Genomic DNA, 14,658 nt, shown 5'->3' with positions numbered 1-14,658 from the left:
CGCTCGAGACCGGCATGCGCCCGCAGCTCGATCCGAATGCGCCGCGTTTGGTCAATATCCCGGTACGCGGGAACCCGGGCTGGTAAGCCGAATCCGGCCCGAGCGTGCACCTCTCGCGCATTCATGCTCGAACCCGCGGGGTATGGGCGATTGGTGCACGCTCGGACCTGATCTAGTCGGCCACGGCGAATGCCGCGTCCAACGGCGGGAAGATCGCGCGGGCATCCGCACCGCCGAACCAGAGACCGACGGTGAAGACCGAGGTGGCCTCGAGATACTTGGCGCGATGCAGTCCGCCCGCCGAAATCGGTTGCAGCCGCAGATCTCCGGCGAGCGCCGCTACCTGCCGCACCGCATTCGGGTCGTCACCGCAGATCGGGACGGCCAGCCTGCGGTTCTCGAAGACCCGGGTCGCCGATTCCCACACTTGCGCGGCGCATACGTTGAACGCCTTCACCACATGCGCGTCCGGAACGGTCGCCGCGATGCGTGCGGCGACCGCGTCCTCCGACAGCACGAAGGCCGTTGCGCCGTCTGGTGCGGCCTCGTCCGGTATGAACGCGTTGGTGCAGTCGATCACGGTGCGCCCGGCCAGTTTTCCGCCGATTTCACCCAGTACGGCGTCAAGGGCACTTACCGGCAGGGCCAGCACAACGACCGCACCGAATTCGGCCGCCTCGCCCATACTTCCGCCGCGCGACCCGTGCCCGATGGTTGCCGCCAGTTCGTCCGCGGCCGCGCGCGACCGCGCACCGATGACGACCTGATGGCCCGACGCGGCCCAGCCACCGCCGAGCGCCTTCGCCATCGCACCGGCGCCGATGATTCCGATTCGCATAACAACTCCTAGTCGGGATGTATTCGGCACCGACGCTAGGGATTCCGATAGGCACTCGAAGGTGCGCAACGACGATGGCAGGCTGGTGTCATGACGGTCGAATATGCCGAGCCGGTGGAATTCGCGCCCTACGGCGACTACGAGGCCGACTGCCCCGCCCGCCTCGGCGTCGACCTGTTCGGCAACCGCTGGCTCGCCGTCATCGTCTACATGTTGCGTGAGGGCCCGATGCGCCCCGGCGAACTCCGCACGGCCATCGGCGGCATCAGCCAGAAGATGCTCACCCAGACCCTGCGCCGTATGGAGACCATGACCCTCATCGAGCGCCACCGCTACGCCGAGGCGCCACCGCGCGTCGAATACGAACTCACCGCGGCCGGACGCGATCTGCTGACCCCGATCTTCGCCCTCGGCGAGTGGGTGGACAAGCACGGTCGCGCCGTCGGCGCGGCGATGGCGGGCGAAGATGATTGACGTTGGAATGCGACGACCGCACAGCCACTTCTAACAACGCGTAAACGAGCGGCTAACAGGGTCCGAAGTGCCTATGACCTGCGCGAAACTTCGCGTACCCAGAGTTGGCTTGTCGGTCGGCGACCGTACGATTCAATGGTGAGTGTTCCCCAGGCCGTCTTGCTGGCAGCCCTCGCGGCTGTCGTCGGCCTGGCAGTCGGCGGGCTACTGATCCCGTTCATGAACGCCAGACAAGCCGCCCGTAGACAGGCAGATTCCGGGCTCACGATGTCGCAGGTTCTCGATCTGATCGTGCTCGCCTCCGAGAGCGGTATCGCGGTCGTCGACGAGTACCGCGACGTCGTACTGGTCAACCCGCGCGCCGAAGAACTCGGCCTGGTCCGCAACCGACTACTCGACGAGCGCGCCTGGGCCGCCGTGGAGAAGGTGCTCGCCACCGGCGAGTCCGCCGAATTCGACCTCACCGCGAAGAACCCGATGCCGGGGCGCAGCCGGATCGCGGTACGCGGAGTGGCCAGGCAGCTATCGCGCGAGGAGACCAGCTTCACCGTGCTCTTCGCCGACGACGATTCCGAGCAGGCCCGCATGGAGGCCACCCGCCGGGACTTCGTCGCCAATGTCAGCCACGAGCTCAAGACCCCGGTCGGCGCGATGAGCCTGCTGGCCGAGGCCATGCTGGAATCCGCTGACGATCCCGCGGCCGTCCGGCACTTCGGTCAGCGCGTGCTCGGCGAGTCCAGGCGGCTGGGCAAGATGGTGACCGAGTTGATCGCGCTCTCGCGCCTGCAGGGCGCGGAAAAGCTGCCCGAGCTCGAGGTGGTCGACGTCGACACCGTGGTGACGCAGGCGGTGGACCGATCGCGCACCGCCGCGGAGGCCGCCGGCATCACCGTCAGCACCGATCGGCCGAGCGGGCTCGAGGTACTCGGCGATGAAACGCTGCTCGTCACGGCACTGTCGAACCTGGTGGAGAACGCCATCGCGTACTCACCCGCCGGATCCCATGTCTCGGTGAGCCGATCGCTGCGCGGCGACCACGTCGCGATGGCGGTGACCGACCGCGGCATCGGCATCGGCAAGGAAGACCAGGAGCGGGTGTTCGAACGCTTCTTCAGATCGGACAAAGCACGCTCGCGCGCCACCGGCGGTACCGGGCTCGGCCTGGCTATCGTCAAGCACGTGGCCGCCAACCACAACGGTGAGATCACGCTGTGGAGCAAGCTGGGTACCGGATCGACGTTCACCCTGCGAATACCTGCCCACCATGAGTCCGATGGCGACGAAGAGGTCGACACATCGACGGTGAGCATGAGAGAAACACACCCGCGCCCCACGGGGCCGGGCAGACCCAATGGTGTGGAGGCACGCAGATGACGAGTGTTCTGATCGTCGAAGATGAGGAGTCGCTGGCCGATCCGCTCGCGTTCCTGCTGCGCAAGGAGGGCTTCGAGGTCACCGTGGTCGGTGACGGACCCTCCGCGCTCGCCGAATTCGACCGCTCCGGCGCCGATATCGTGCTGCTCGACCTCATGCTGCCCGGCATGAGCGGCACCGACGTGTGTAAGCAGCTGCGCACCCGCAGCGGCGTTCCGGTGATCATGGTCACCGCGCGCGACAGCGAGATCGACAAGGTGGTCGGCCTGGAGCTCGGCGCCGACGACTACGTCACCAAGCCGTACTCCGCGCGCGAGCTGATCGCCCGCATCCGGGCCGTGCTGCGCCGTGGCGCCGGCGATGAACTGGACGGTGGCAATGAGAGTGGTGTGCTCGAGGCCGGACCGGTGCGGATGGATGTCGACCGGCACACGGTGCACGTCAACGGCAGGCAGGTCACCCTGCCGCTCAAGGAATTCGATCTGCTCGAGTACCTGCTGCGCAACTCCGGCCGAGTGCTGACCCGCGGCCAGCTGATCGACCGCGTATGGGGCGCCGACTATGTCGGCGATACCAAAACCCTCGATGTGCACGTCAAGCGGTTGCGCTCGAAGATCGAAGGCGATCCGGCAAAGCCGGAGCACCTGGTTACCGTGCGCGGCCTGGGCTACAAGCTGGAGGCTTGATCAGCGCCGCGCATCGGCGTGGAACAGCAAACTTCGAACCGCCCAGCAACCGAGGCCCCGACAACCTCGGTGCTGCTGCGTATCCGAATCAGGGCAGGTAGACCCAGGTGGGGCCGATGGTGGGGACGTCCTGCTTGTGCAGGGTGATCCAGCCGAGATCGTCTTCCTGCATGCAGTCGTAGACATCCGCCGCGCTGGTGCCGCGGCAGGCGATGGTGCGGGTGATGCCGTACGGGCTCATGATCAGGTTCTTGCCATTGGCCTGGGCGTTGAGCGCCTCGGGGGTGTTGGCGGGCAGGAAATCCGCGGTGACATCGAAGTACTTGGCCGGGTCACCATTGGGTTCGGCGTGCGCGGCACCGGTCAGTGCGACGGTGGCGCCGAGCGCGATGGTGGTCAGGGTCAGGGCTTTTTTCAACATGACCGCACATCCAACCGTATTCGGGTGAAGCGCGCATGGCGGGGAGGTGAATCACCAGCTATCAAGCCGACTGGTCGGCGATGGGTTGGTCGGATTTCATGCGATCGGCATGCACGGTCGCCGGATGGATCGCGATGAGGCCGAGTCCCTCGCGGCGCTTACAGTGCCTGGCCAGCTCTTCGTAGGCGGGAACGCCGAGCAGTTCCTTGAGTTCAGGACCGTAGGACTGCCACACCGGCCGGGTGCCGACGTGCGCGTCGGGTGAGCCGGAGCAGTACCAATCCAGGTCCTCGCCACCGGGACCCCAGCCGCGCCGGTCGTACTCGGTGATGGTGGTCTTCAGGATCTGTACGCCGTCGGGGCGCTCCACCCAATCCTGGGTGCGCCGGATCGGCAGCTGCCAGCACACGTCCGGCTTCACCTCCAGTGGCTCGATGCCCTTGCGCAGCGCCATGGTGTGCAGCGCGCAGCCGACGCCGCCCTCGAAGCCGGGCCGGTTCAGGAAAATGCAGGCGCCGTCGAATCGGCGGGTGCGCAGCGCGGGCTCGTCCTCCAGCTCGTCGAGCTCGAGATACCCCTTCTTGGTGATCTTGCCCTCGGCGTCGGTCGCCTGGTCCATCAGCTGCCAGTCACCGGGTGTGAGCATTTTCACAGCATTGGTCAGACGCTTGCGATCGTCCTTGTCGGAGAGGAACGCGCCGTGCGAGCAGCAACCGTCATCGGGGCGGTCGCTCAGAATTCCCTGGCATGCCGGAGTTCCGAAGACACACGTCCAGCGCGACAGTAGCCAGGTCAAATCGGCGACGATGAGGTGCTCGTCGTTTGCTGGATCTACGAACTCGATCCATTCCCGGGGAAAGTCGAGATCGACCTCCGGAGCCGGATCGATCTTCCCCGCTGGTCGGGGCCTTTTGGAGCCGCCTGTCGCCGCGCCTACCGTCACACTCACGAACGCTAACAGTTCAGTCGCCTCGGCTAAAGTGCCGGTTCACCCAGTACCGTGTTCATGTGCGGCTTGGGGTACTCGATGTCGGAAGCAATACCGTTCACCTGCTCGTGGTGGACGCCCATCGCGGTGGTCACCCGATGCCGATGAGCTCGACAAAGGCCACGTTACGGCTGTCGGAGAACATCGACGCCGATGGCCGCATCACTGTCCAGGGCGCCGAACGACTGATCGCCACGGTCGCCGAATTCGCCAGCATTGCCGAGACTTCGCGCTGCGTCGAGTTGATGCCGTTCGCCACCTCCGCGCTGCGCGAGGCGGCGAATTCCGAGGAGGTCCTGGCCCGGGTCCGGGCCGAGACCGGTGTCGATCTGCAGGTGCTCGCCGGTGTCGACGAGGCCAGGCTGACCTTCCTGGCGGTACGCCGCTGGTACGGCTGGAGTGCGGGGCGCATCCTCGGTCTCGATATCGGTGGCGGCTCGCTGGAAATGACCAACGGCGGCGATGAGGAACCCGATGTCGCGGTCTCGCTGCAACTCGGCGCCGGACGGCTGACCAGGGAATGGCTACGCGAGGATCCGCCGGGCAAGCGCCGCGTCGCCGTGCTGCGCGACTGGCTCGACGCAGAGCTGGTCGCGCCCGCGAAACAGTTGCTGGAAGCGGGGAAACCCGATCTGGCGGTGGGCACTTCGAAGACGTTTCGGTCGCTTGCCCGGTTGACCGGAGCGGCACCCTCTTCCTCGGGGCTGCGGGTGCGCCGTACACTCACCAGCTCAGGTCTGCGGCAGCTGATTGCTTTTATCTCGCGAATGACTGCGGCCGACCGTGCAGAATTGGAAGGCGTAAGTTCCGATCGCTCACAGCAATTGGTGGCTGGCGCATTGGTCGCGGAGGCGAGTATGCGGGCACTATCGCTGGATACCCTCGAGATTTGTCCGTGGGCACTGCGTGAGGGGCTCATCTTGCGCAAACTGGATACCGATATGAACGGCGGACCGAGGGCCAAGGCCATACCCGGTCCGTCGCCCGATAGTGGTCGGCCGGTGCCCGGCGGCGGTCTATCGGGCCCGATCGAAACGGTGTCGTCATGAGTGAGGATTCCAAGCAGCTATCGGTTGCCGAGCTGCTGGCACGCAACGGCCAGCAGGGCGCGTCATCCGGTGGCGGCGGCCGACGGCGGCGCAGCGGCCGCGGCATCTCGGTGGCCGAGCTGACCGGTGACCTGCCGGCCATCCCGGTCGGCGGTGGCGGTGGTCATTCCGCGCACGCCGCACCCGAGGAGGACGAGGCGCCGGCGTACGAACCGCCCGCGTATGAATCCACCGGGTTCGATCCGTCGGGTTACCAGCCTTCGGGTTACCAGTCCGCCGGTTTCGACACGCCGGCACCGGAACCGCCTTCGTACACCCCGCCCGCGCCGCCACCGACGGCGTACGCCGCGCCGGAAATGCCCAACTACTCGCCGATGTCGGGGCCGATCACCCGATACGACCCGCTGTCGGCCTATGCCGCACCGGAGGCCCCGGCCGATCCGCTACCCGCACCCGGACGCTCGAACCGGGTCATGCCGGGCCGGGAGATGCCGCCATCGCGGCACTCCGCACCCGCGGATCCGCTGTCGGCGCCGCTATCGGATCTCTATGCCCCCGCACCGGATCCCTACGCGAGGGACCCGCTGGCTTCCGACGGCGTCGGCTCCGGCCGCACCGGTCGCAGACGCCGGCACGCCGAACCGGAGGAAGAGACCACCGAGGTACGGCCGCTGCGTGATATCGGTCGCCGCGCGGATGCCCCGGCCCCGTCCAATGGTCAGCAGAACGGATCGAGAACCGGCGGGCGGGCGGCGCGGCGACGTGCGGAAGAGGCCGCCCAAGCCGACGTGGGGCCCTCGACCGCGCCGTGGTCGCCGTCCACCAACGGCTTCGCTCCCGAGTCGGCGCCGCTCCCGATACCGGACAGTCCGTCGAGATCGAAGGCAGGTCCCGGGCGCGGGGCCGCGCCGGAGCCGCCGGAGCAGCGCAGACGGGACGGAGCTCACGGTCCGGCCGACGGCGGTCTGCCCGCCTGGTCGGCGCGAAGACACGCACCGTCCACCCCCGCGGACAACGAAACCGGTATCCCCCCCTCGGCGTGGGCGCTGGCCAGTCAGGATCAGCAGCTCGTCTCCGGCCAGACCGTGGCGGGTGACCTGCTGCGCGACGGCGTCGAGCGCGCCGAGCGGGCCGTTGCCGAGCGCGCGAACGGCAACGGCCGCGGCCGGCGTGGACGAGCCGAACGCGACGGCGGTCCCGCCCCCGTTGACGTATACGACGGTCGAACCGATGTGTACGAACCGTTCTCGACGGGCGATGCCCTCGACGAGCACGACGACGATGCGGATTTCGACGGCGATTACGACGAGGAGTCGGATGCGCACCATTCGGGCGCGGCCGCATCGTCCCCGCGTCGCTCGCGAATCGCACGCAAGGCGGAGTACGACGCCAATCGTCGACAGTGGATGATCCTGGGCGGTCAGAGCACCGGCGCCGCGATCGCCGGAATGTTGCTGTTCAAGGGTTTCGAGCGCATGTGGGAAATGCTGCCCTGGGTGGCGCTGTGCCTGGCGATGATCGTGATCCTCGGCCTGGTGGCGTTGGTGCGGATATTGCGGCGCACCGACGACATCCTCAGTACGGTGATCGCCGTCGTCGTAGGCATCTTTGTCACGTTGGGGCCGCTAGCCTTTCTTCTCAGTACGAACTGAGGCAGGGAGCGGCTGTGGGGAACATCGGGCAGGCGGACGAGACCAGAGTGGACAGCGCGGCCATGGAGCGCGTCCCGGATCCCGTGGGCGAGCCCGATGGACAGCAGATCCTGGTCGGTCTCTCGACCGCGTCGGTATATCCGCAGAACACCGAGGCGGCCTTCCGCTATGCGGCCGAAATCGGTTACGACGGTATCGAATTGATGGTCTGGGCCGAACCGGCCAGCCAGAGCATCGCGACCGTCCAGTCCTACTCGCGCAAATACGACGTGCCGGTGCTCGCGATCCACGCGCCATGCCTGCTGATCTCGCAGCGAGTGTGGGGTTCGGATCCGGTGGCCAAGCTCGAGCGCAGCGTGCATACCGCCGAGGCGCTCGGCGCGGGCACCGTGGTGGTGCATCCGCCGTTCCGCTGGCAGCGCCGGTACGCGCAGGGCTTCGCCGATCAGGTCGCCGAATTGGAGGAGCACAGCCACGTCATCGTCGCCGTGGAGAACATGTTCCCCATGCGCGCGGACACGCTCTTCGGCCGCCGCTCCGGTTCGGCGAAGCGGTTGGAGCGCCGCGGCGGACCGGGACCCGGGTTGACCGCGTTCAGCCCGTCCTACGACCCGACCGATACCGGGTTCCGGCACTACACCCTCGATCTCTCACACACCGCGACGGCGGGCGCGGATCCGCTGGCGCTGGCCGCCCGGATGGGCCACGGCCTGGCGCATCTGCATCTCGCCGACGGCCGCGGCGCCGCGCATGACGAGCATCTGGTGCCGGGTGAGGGCACCCAGCCCTGCGTCGAGTTGTGTGCGGCCCTGATCCGCTCCGGTTTCGCCGGTCACGCGGTCGCCGAGATCAATACCCAGAACGCCCGCACCACCCACGACCGCGCGGGCATGCTGGACCGCACGCTGGCCTTCGCCAGAGAGCACCTCGCCGCACCCGCGCCCGCCCCGACGCACGTGAACCGGGTGTGACCTCGCACCGATCTTCCGGCGGAGGGGAATGCGGACTCTGTTTCGGTTCGTTCTACGCTGTACGACTGCTGCGTCTCGATTGTGCGGCCGACCGATGACAGGAGTGATGATGCCGGAGCTGACCGCCGATCTCGGCCCGACCATGGCGAGCCGTGTTGTCTCGAGCGGTGCCCCGTTCAGCCGTGTGTGCGCGCTGACCGAACTGCTGTCGGCATCTGCGGACACCGGCCGCTACCTGGGCATCATCGATAAGATCTGGACTATCGGCAAGAAGGTGCACGGCGGCACCATGGTCGCCGCCAGCGCCGCCGCGGCCACCCGCTGGCTGCGCGCCTCCGATCCGGCACTGGTCACGATGGCCCCGATCGCCGCGAGTTCGGACTTCCTCGGCACGCCGGAACCGGGCGAGGTGGAGTACGAGGTGCACATCCGCAAGGTGGGGCGGCAGATCTGCCTGGTCGATGTGAACCTGATCCAGCAGGAACGCACGCTGGTGCGCACCGCCTTCACCTTCGGCCACCTCGACGATGCCGACCCGATCTACGCGCCGCAGCACGGCGATATGCCCGCCGAACCACCCGCCGAAGCCGTCGGTTACCAGGGTTCGCCGATGGGCAAGATCGTGAATGTGGCGCAGGGCGTCGAACTGTACATCGACCCCGCCTGGGCGCCGTTCCTCGACGGTTCGAAGGGCGAACCGCGCCTGCGGCTGTGGATGCGTCCGTTCGATGGCGATCAGCGGGATTCCGATGTCGCCATGTACTTCGCGATCATGTCCGCCGATATGAGCCCGCCGGTGCCGATCAATCTCGGCCACTTCGGTTGGTCCCCGACGGTGCAGATGACCACCTATCTGCGGCGCAGGCCCGCCCCCGGCTGGCTGCGGATCATCGCCACCAGTCACGAGATCGGCGGCCGCATGTTCGACGAGGACCAGCTGATCCTCGACGCCACCGGTGCGGTTGTCGCGCAGAGCCGCCAGCTCGCCCTGGTGCCGCAGCAGCAGTAGCCCCGGTTCCCCTGCGCCGAGGCGCGATTGTCACGCGACTAGCCTTATTGCCCATGACGAGAGTTGCGGTGATCGGTGGCGGTCGCATCGGGGAGGCGTTGATCGCGGGGTTGCTCGAATCCGGTCGGGCGGCCAAGGAGCTGGTCGTCGTCGAGACCCACCCGGATCGGGCCGAGCTGATCGGCGCCCGGTTCGGGGTGCGGGTGACCGATTCGATCCCGGACGCGATCGTCGGCGCGGATCTATTGGTCATCGCCGTCAAGCCGGGCGATGTGGACACGGTGCTGACCCAGCTGAGCAAGGCCGAACTCGACAGTGACCGGGACCAGGTCCTGGTGTCGCTGGCGGCGGGCGTGCCGACCACCCGGCTGGAGAACAAGCTGCCCGCCGGGTTCCCGGTGGTGCGGGTGATGCCGAACACCCCGATGCTGGTCGGCCAAGGCATGAGCGTCCTCGCGCCGGGCCGCTACGCCCGGCCGGAGCAGCTGGCCCAGGTGACCGAGTTGCTCGCCGCGGTCGGCAAGGTGGCCACCGTGACCGAAGCGCAGATGGACGCGGTCACCGCGGTCTCGGGCTCTGGACCCGCCTACTTCTTCCTGGTCGTCGAGGCCATGATCGACGCAGGCGTCGGGCTCGGCCTGACCCGCGACACCGCCACCCAACTCGTGGTGCAGACGATGGTCGGCTCGGCCGCCCTGCTCGAGGACTCCGGTCAGAGCGCAGCAGAGCTCCGTGCCGCTGTCACGTCCCCGGCGGGCACCACTTCCGCCGCGGTACGCGAATTGGAGCGGGGCGGGGTGCGCTCGGCTTTTCTGGAGGCTTTGCACGCGGCAAAACAAAGGTCGGCCGAACAGGGCGGCGCGAGCGACGGGCCCGGAGGCGGTAGCGCAGCGTGACCACGGAGGGACCCGGGAGTGCCGCAAATCAAACACAGCGCAACTTTGGAGTGACCGGTCGGTTCCCAGCATGTAAACCTGATTTCTCACACCCGTCGCAGTAATCCCACTGGTCCCGCTAAGCTTCAAGGAGCACGTGCGTGTCTGTTCCGCCGGTGGGGAAGCCGGTGGCGCGGACGTGCCGGAGGTCAGTGGTGCAATGATGTCTAATAAGATGTCTGCAAATAGCTCAGGGACGTCGCCAGGAAGCTCTGGACCATCGGGCGGCCGGGCTGGTTCCCGGACGCAAGGCGGCTCGGCGTCTCCGACGCAATCAGTGCTCGGCGGTGGTACGCAGTTCCTCACCGTCGCCGAGGTGGCGAATCTCATGCGGGTGTCCAAGATGACGGTGTATCGGCTCGTGCACTCGGGTGAATTGCCCGCCGTGCGGGTCGGCCGTTCGTTCCGGGTGCATGCCAAGGCGGTGCACGACTACCTGGAGACGTCCTACTTCGACGCTGGATGAGGCGGTTTCGTTCGCTGGTCGGTGTCCCGGTAGGATGAACCCTCGGTTCGTGTTCGCCTGCTGGCGGCACCGCTTCGTGGTGTCCGGTGCCTGCTGGCGGCGTGGATGCTGAAATAGGCGTACGTGATTGGCGTGCGCGCCGAGTAGAAAGAACGCGAGGACAACCCTATGGGTTCTGTGATCAAGAAGCGCCGCAAGCGCATGTCGAAGAAGAAGCACCGCAAGCTGCTTCGCCGCACGCGGGTCCAGCGGCGCAAACTCGGCAAGTAAGACGCTGCGTGTTTGCTGGGATGCCCGTCACCGATTGGTGGCGGGCTATTCTTTTTGAAACAGCCGAGTTTGAAAGTCGCTCGTGTATCCGATGACTGAAGTCATCGTAAGAACCTGGTTAATAGTATCGGCGCGTCGGAGACGAGCGGTTACGCTGATACCGCACTGAAAGGAATTGGGGGGCCGACACAGTTGGGATCCGGTGCGGTGGGATCTGAGATCAGGGATGGACACACCCCCAAAGTGGTGATGGTGACTGGGGCCAGCCGATTTTTCGGCGGCAATGTTGTCGTGCGTCTGGCCCAGGATTCCACCATCGAACGTATCCTCGCCGTCGACACCATGACGCCGAGTCGCGAGTTGCAGCGACGCATGGGCCGGGCCGAGTTCGTTCGCGCCGATATTCGAAATCCATTGATTCGCAAGGTAATCGGCGGCAACGAGGTGGACACCGTGGTGCACGCCTCGATGCTGACGCATCCGCCCGCCGGTGGTGGCCGGGCGGTGATGAAGGACCTCAACGTCCTCGGCGCCATGCAGCTGCTCGCGGTCTGTCAGAAATCGTCTTCGGTGCGTCGGGTGGTGGTGCGCTCGACATCGGCCGTTTATGGATGTAGCGCCAAGGACCCCGCGAAATTCACCGAGGAAATGAGCGCGCGAACCCCACCGAGTGGTTGGTTTGCGCGCGACATGATCGAAATCGAAGGATTCGTCCGCGGCCTCGCGCGACGGCGGCCCGATATCGCTACCGCGATTTTGCGTTTGGCGCCTATCGTCGGCCCGCGGTTGGCCGGACGCGGTGTGCAATATCTGCGCTCGCCGGTGGCGCCGACGGTCTTCGGCCGCGACGCCAGGTTGCAACTGCTGCACGAGGAAGACGCGATCGCCGCGATGGCGCACGCCGCACGGCAGGCGCCGGGTGGCACCTACAACATCGCCGGTGACGGCGCGCTGGCGTTATCGCAGGCCATCCGGCGTGCGGGCCGCGTCGAACTACCGATCCCGTGGGCGCTGTTCCGCACCGCGGGCCGCGCGCTCATGGGGCCGATCATGCGCGATTTCACCAGTGAGCAGATCGACTACTTCCATTTCGGCTGCGGCCTGGACACCACCCGGATGCGGACCGAACTCGGATTCGTACCGCGCTGGACGACGGTGCAGGCATTCGACGACTTCATCGGGGGCGCAGCGTCGCGGCCCGTCATCGATCCCGCCTGGATCGATGCCGCAGAAAATAAACTGCTCGGCCTGCTCGGGGCCGGTACGGGAGCACATTCATGAACGATGTGGCCAAGGTCATTCATCTACACGATCTGAACGTCGAGACCCGTCAGCGGACCGCGCCCCGGCGCTGGCCGGAGCCGGTGACCGGTGACGCCGCGCCGAGCCAGGTGGTGACCTCCCTGATCGACCGGCTCGCGGCCGCCGAACCGCCCGCGCCGCAGTCGCTCGGGGATATGCTGCGCGGCGCGGTCGGCAACCAGATCCGCAGCACCGCGGAATTCGCGCGTCGCCGGATCACCGGTGACTATCAGATCGACGAATTCGGCTTCGACGAGCATCTGCTCGAATCGCTGATCCTGCCCGCGCTGCGCCCGCTCTCGGACTTCTGGTTCCGGGTGCAGGTCAGCGGGATCGAGCACCTGCCCGAGGTGGGCGGCGCGCTGATCGTCGCGAACCACGCGGGCACGGTCCCGCTGGACGGGCTGATGCTGCAGCTGGCGATCCACGACCGGCATCCGAAGCAACGCGCACTACGCCTGCTCGCTGCCGATCTCGTCTTCGAGACGCCGGTGCTCGGCGCGCTGGCCCGCAAAGCCGGGCACACCCTGGCCTGCCATCCGGATGCCGAAAGGCTATTGCGCGCGGGCGAATTGACCGGTGTCTTCCCCGAGGGCTTCAAGGGTGTCGGCAAGCAGTTCGCCGACCGCTACAAGCTGCAGCGTTTCGGTCGCGGCGGCTTCGTGGCCGCGGCGGTGCGCACCGGTGTGCCGATCATCCCGTGCTCGATCGTCGGCTCCGAGGAGATCTATCCGAAGCTGGCCGATATCAAGCCGCTCGCCCGGCTGCTCAACGTGCCCTACTTCCCGGTGACCCCGCTGTTCCCACATCTCGGTCTGCTCGGCGCGGTACCGCTGCCGTCCAAGTGGTACATCGAATTCGGTGAGCCCATCTCGACGACCGGCTACGAGGCCGAGGCCGCCGACGATCCGATGACCATGTTCGAGGTCACCGACCAGGTCCGCGAGACCATTCAGCAAACCCTCTACAAACTGCTCACCAAGCGCCGCAACCCCTTCACGGGCTAGCGGGGAATTCGAGTCGGTTCGTTCGCCGCGTTGTTTCGGCGAACGCCGGGACCCAGTCCGGAAAACCCCTCGACCGCACTGGATTCCGGCGTTCGCCGAAATAACGGGGCGGCCTCGTCAGTGTTCGCGGCGTCGAGTCACCGCGGCCGCCACCGCGCCACCGGCGGCCCCGAGTGCCAGCGCCGTCGGCACGCCGATCTTCGCGGCCTTGCGCCCGGTGCGGAAGTCGCGGATCTCCCACCCGCGATTCTTGGCCACCTCACGCAGATCCGAATCCGGATTGATCGCCACCGCGGTGCCGACCAGCGAGAGCATCGGCACATCGTTGTGGCTGTCGGAGTAGGCCGTACACCGCTTGAGGTTCAAGCCTTCTCGGATCGCCAGCGTGCGCACCGCATGCGCCTTGCCGAGCCCGTGCAGGATGTCGCCGACCAGTCGTCCGGTGAACTTTCCGTCCACACTCTCGGCGACCGTGCCGAGCGCACCGGTCAGCCCGAGCCGCTTCGCGATCACCTGCGCCAACTCGACCGGCGTCGCGGTCACCAGCCAGACCTGCTGGCCCGCGTCGAGGTGCATCTGCGCCAAAGCCCTTGTCCCCGGCCAGATCTTGTCGGCGATGATCTCGTCGTAGATCTCCTCGCCGAGGGCGGCCAACTCGGCGGTCGGGCGGCCGGCGATGAACGCCAGCGCCTTCTCCCGGCCCGCGGCCATATCGGTGCTGTTCTCCTTGCCGGTGACCCGGAACTTCACCTGCTTCCAGGCGACATCCACCAGATCGGAGGTCTTGAAGTATTTGCGTGCGGCCAGGCCACGGGCGAAGTGCACGATCGACGCGCCCTGCACCATGGTGTTGTCGACATCGAAGAACGCCGCCGCAGTCAGGTCTCTGGGGACCTCGGGCCCGGTCGTCTCGACGTCGGACTCCGCCAGCTCGGCGTCGTGCAGCGACAGCGCCGCCTCCGCGCTGGCCTCACCGGCCAGATTGGCCCGCAGCTCTTCCTCGCTGGGGCCGAAGGGGCTGCGCGAGATGCGCGCGAGTTGGTCCTGCAGACCCTGGCCGAGCCGACCCTGATTCCACCGCACCGGAAACTCACCGAATCGTCCCGCGATGAAACCTGCCCTTGCCACCTTCGATCGTTCCGGCACCAGTACCTCCGCCCGTCGCGCGAACCACACCCACATTAGCTGGCCGCGGTGACAGTTAAGGCACTACCGC

Annotated in this window: 16 protein-coding genes; 12 read left to right on the top strand and 4 right to left on the bottom strand. The window is 67.0% G+C overall.

Annotated elements, in window-relative coordinates:
• Positions 1-172: 172 nt before the first annotated feature.
• Entirely contained in the window at positions 173-838 is a 666-nt protein-coding gene (locus tag OG874_RS31245; protein WP_330250663.1) for an NADPH-dependent F420 reductase, read from the bottom strand.
• A 90-nt stretch (positions 839-928) separates the two neighbouring features.
• On the opposite strand from OG874_RS31245, the gene OG874_RS31240 reads away from it, so the two are divergent.
• The 3 genes from OG874_RS31240 (at position 929) to OG874_RS31230 (ending at position 3,372) form a co-directional block, all read left to right on the top strand.
• Positions 929-1,312, top strand: a complete 384-nt coding sequence (locus OG874_RS31240) for a winged helix-turn-helix transcriptional regulator (RefSeq protein ID WP_330250662.1) — start codon at positions 929-931, stop codon at positions 1,310-1,312.
• A gap of 138 nt (positions 1,313-1,450) precedes the next feature.
• Positions 1,451-2,686, top strand: a complete 1,236-nt coding sequence (locus OG874_RS31235; RefSeq protein ID WP_330250661.1) for a sensor histidine kinase — start codon at positions 1,451-1,453, stop codon at positions 2,684-2,686.
• Positions 2,683-3,372 carry a response regulator transcription factor gene (locus tag OG874_RS31230; protein WP_040696229.1) on the top strand — a complete coding sequence of 230 codons (690 nt, stop codon included), beginning with the start codon at positions 2,683-2,685 and terminating at the stop codon, positions 3,370-3,372. The genes OG874_RS31235 and OG874_RS31230 overlap by 4 nt, the downstream gene beginning before the upstream one ends.
• Before the next feature lie 88 nt (positions 3,373-3,460).
• Here the strand turns inward: OG874_RS31230 and OG874_RS31225 are convergent, their stop codons facing one another.
• On the bottom strand, positions 3,461-3,793 hold the full coding sequence (locus OG874_RS31225) for a hypothetical protein (RefSeq protein WP_330250660.1): 333 nt from the start codon (positions 3,791-3,793) through the stop codon (positions 3,461-3,463).
• A 61-nt stretch (positions 3,794-3,854) separates the two neighbouring features.
• Positions 3,855-4,736, bottom strand: coding sequence for a hypothetical protein (locus tag OG874_RS31220; RefSeq protein ID WP_442943443.1), 882 nt, complete (start codon positions 4,734-4,736; stop codon positions 3,855-3,857).
• 65 nt (positions 4,737-4,801) lie between these two features.
• On the opposite strand from OG874_RS31220, the gene OG874_RS31215 reads away from it, so the two are divergent.
• The 9 genes from OG874_RS31215 to OG874_RS31175 all read left to right on the top strand — a co-directional run bounded on the left by OG874_RS31215 (position 4,802) and on the right by OG874_RS31175 (position 13,442).
• On the top strand, positions 4,802-5,830 hold the full coding sequence (locus OG874_RS31215; RefSeq protein WP_330250659.1) for a Ppx/GppA phosphatase family protein: 1,029 nt from the start codon (positions 4,802-4,804) through the stop codon (positions 5,828-5,830).
• Positions 5,827-7,482, top strand: a complete 1,656-nt coding sequence (locus tag OG874_RS31210) for a hypothetical protein (RefSeq protein WP_330250658.1) — start codon at positions 5,827-5,829, stop codon at positions 7,480-7,482. The genes OG874_RS31215 and OG874_RS31210 overlap by 4 nt, the downstream gene beginning before the upstream one ends.
• A gap of 62 nt (positions 7,483-7,544) precedes the next feature.
• Entirely contained in the window at positions 7,545-8,453 is a 909-nt protein-coding gene (locus tag OG874_RS31205) for a sugar phosphate isomerase/epimerase family protein (protein ID WP_330257498.1), read from the top strand.
• 106 nt (positions 8,454-8,559) lie between these two features.
• Positions 8,560-9,462 carry a thioesterase family protein gene (locus tag OG874_RS31200; protein ID WP_330257497.1) on the top strand — a complete coding sequence of 301 codons (903 nt, stop codon included), beginning with the start codon at positions 8,560-8,562 and terminating at the stop codon, positions 9,460-9,462.
• A 53-nt stretch (positions 9,463-9,515) separates the two neighbouring features.
• Entirely contained in the window at positions 9,516-10,358 is an 843-nt protein-coding gene (proC, locus tag OG874_RS31195; protein WP_330250657.1) for a pyrroline-5-carboxylate reductase, read from the top strand.
• 214 nt (positions 10,359-10,572) lie between these two features.
• Entirely contained in the window at positions 10,573-10,863 is a 291-nt protein-coding gene (locus tag OG874_RS44935; protein WP_433198628.1) for a helix-turn-helix domain-containing protein, read from the top strand.
• A gap of 168 nt (positions 10,864-11,031) precedes the next feature.
• Positions 11,032-11,133: a 30S ribosomal protein bS22 gene (locus tag OG874_RS31185; RefSeq protein ID WP_003402602.1), complete on the top strand. Its 102-nt coding sequence runs from the start codon at positions 11,032-11,034 to the stop codon at positions 11,131-11,133.
• Positions 11,134-11,382: 249 nt separating this feature from the next.
• The gene (locus tag OG874_RS31180; protein WP_330257496.1) at positions 11,383-12,414 is read left to right on the top strand and encodes an NAD-dependent epimerase/dehydratase family protein; all 1,032 of its coding nucleotides are present in this window, start codon (positions 11,383-11,385) and stop codon (positions 12,412-12,414) included.
• The gene (locus tag OG874_RS31175; protein ID WP_330250656.1) at positions 12,411-13,442 is read left to right on the top strand and encodes a lysophospholipid acyltransferase family protein; all 1,032 of its coding nucleotides are present in this window, start codon (positions 12,411-12,413) and stop codon (positions 13,440-13,442) included. The genes OG874_RS31180 and OG874_RS31175 overlap by 4 nt, the downstream gene beginning before the upstream one ends.
• Positions 13,443-13,559: 117 nt before the next feature.
• Here OG874_RS31175 and OG874_RS31170 read toward each other — a convergent pair whose 3' ends face one another.
• The gene (locus OG874_RS31170) at positions 13,560-14,570 is read right to left on the bottom strand and encodes an HAD family hydrolase (RefSeq protein WP_330257495.1); all 1,011 of its coding nucleotides are present in this window, start codon (positions 14,568-14,570) and stop codon (positions 13,560-13,562) included.
• Between the last annotated feature and the right edge of the window lie 88 nt (positions 14,571-14,658).

The sequence above is a fragment of the Nocardia sp. NBC_00565 genome, from assembly GCF_036345915.1.
Lineage (GTDB): Bacteria > Actinomycetota > Actinomycetes > Mycobacteriales > Mycobacteriaceae > Nocardia.
Note: the sequence above shows the minus strand (reverse complement) of the source record. Positions and strands in the feature narration are given on the sequence as shown.

Coding starts and splice junctions, on each gene's coding strand:
- OG874_RS31200 (WP_330257497.1), top strand. CDS start 8,560: ATGATGCCGGAGCTGACCGCCGATCTCGGCCCGACCATGGCGAGCCGT.
- OG874_RS31210 (WP_330250658.1), top strand. CDS start 5,827: ATGAGTGAGGATTCCAAGCAGCTATCGGTTGCCGAGCTGCTGGCACGC.
- OG874_RS31245 (WP_330250663.1), bottom strand. CDS start 838: ATGCGAATCGGAATCATCGGCGCCGGTGCGATGGCGAAGGCGCTCGGC.
- OG874_RS44935 (WP_433198628.1), top strand. CDS start 10,573: ATGTCTGCAAATAGCTCAGGGACGTCGCCAGGAAGCTCTGGACCATCG.
- OG874_RS31240 (WP_330250662.1), top strand. CDS start 929: ATGACGGTCGAATATGCCGAGCCGGTGGAATTCGCGCCCTACGGCGAC.
- OG874_RS31175 (WP_330250656.1), top strand. CDS start 12,411: ATGAACGATGTGGCCAAGGTCATTCATCTACACGATCTGAACGTCGAG.
- OG874_RS31180 (WP_330257496.1), top strand. CDS start 11,383: ATGGTGACTGGGGCCAGCCGATTTTTCGGCGGCAATGTTGTCGTGCGT.
- OG874_RS31205 (WP_330257498.1), top strand. CDS start 7,545: ATGGAGCGCGTCCCGGATCCCGTGGGCGAGCCCGATGGACAGCAGATC.
- OG874_RS31185 (WP_003402602.1), top strand. CDS start 11,032: ATGGGTTCTGTGATCAAGAAGCGCCGCAAGCGCATGTCGAAGAAGAAG.
- OG874_RS31230 (WP_040696229.1), top strand. CDS start 2,683: ATGACGAGTGTTCTGATCGTCGAAGATGAGGAGTCGCTGGCCGATCCG.
- OG874_RS31225 (WP_330250660.1), bottom strand. CDS start 3,793: ATGTTGAAAAAAGCCCTGACCCTGACCACCATCGCGCTCGGCGCCACC.
- proC (WP_330250657.1), top strand. CDS start 9,516: ATGACGAGAGTTGCGGTGATCGGTGGCGGTCGCATCGGGGAGGCGTTG.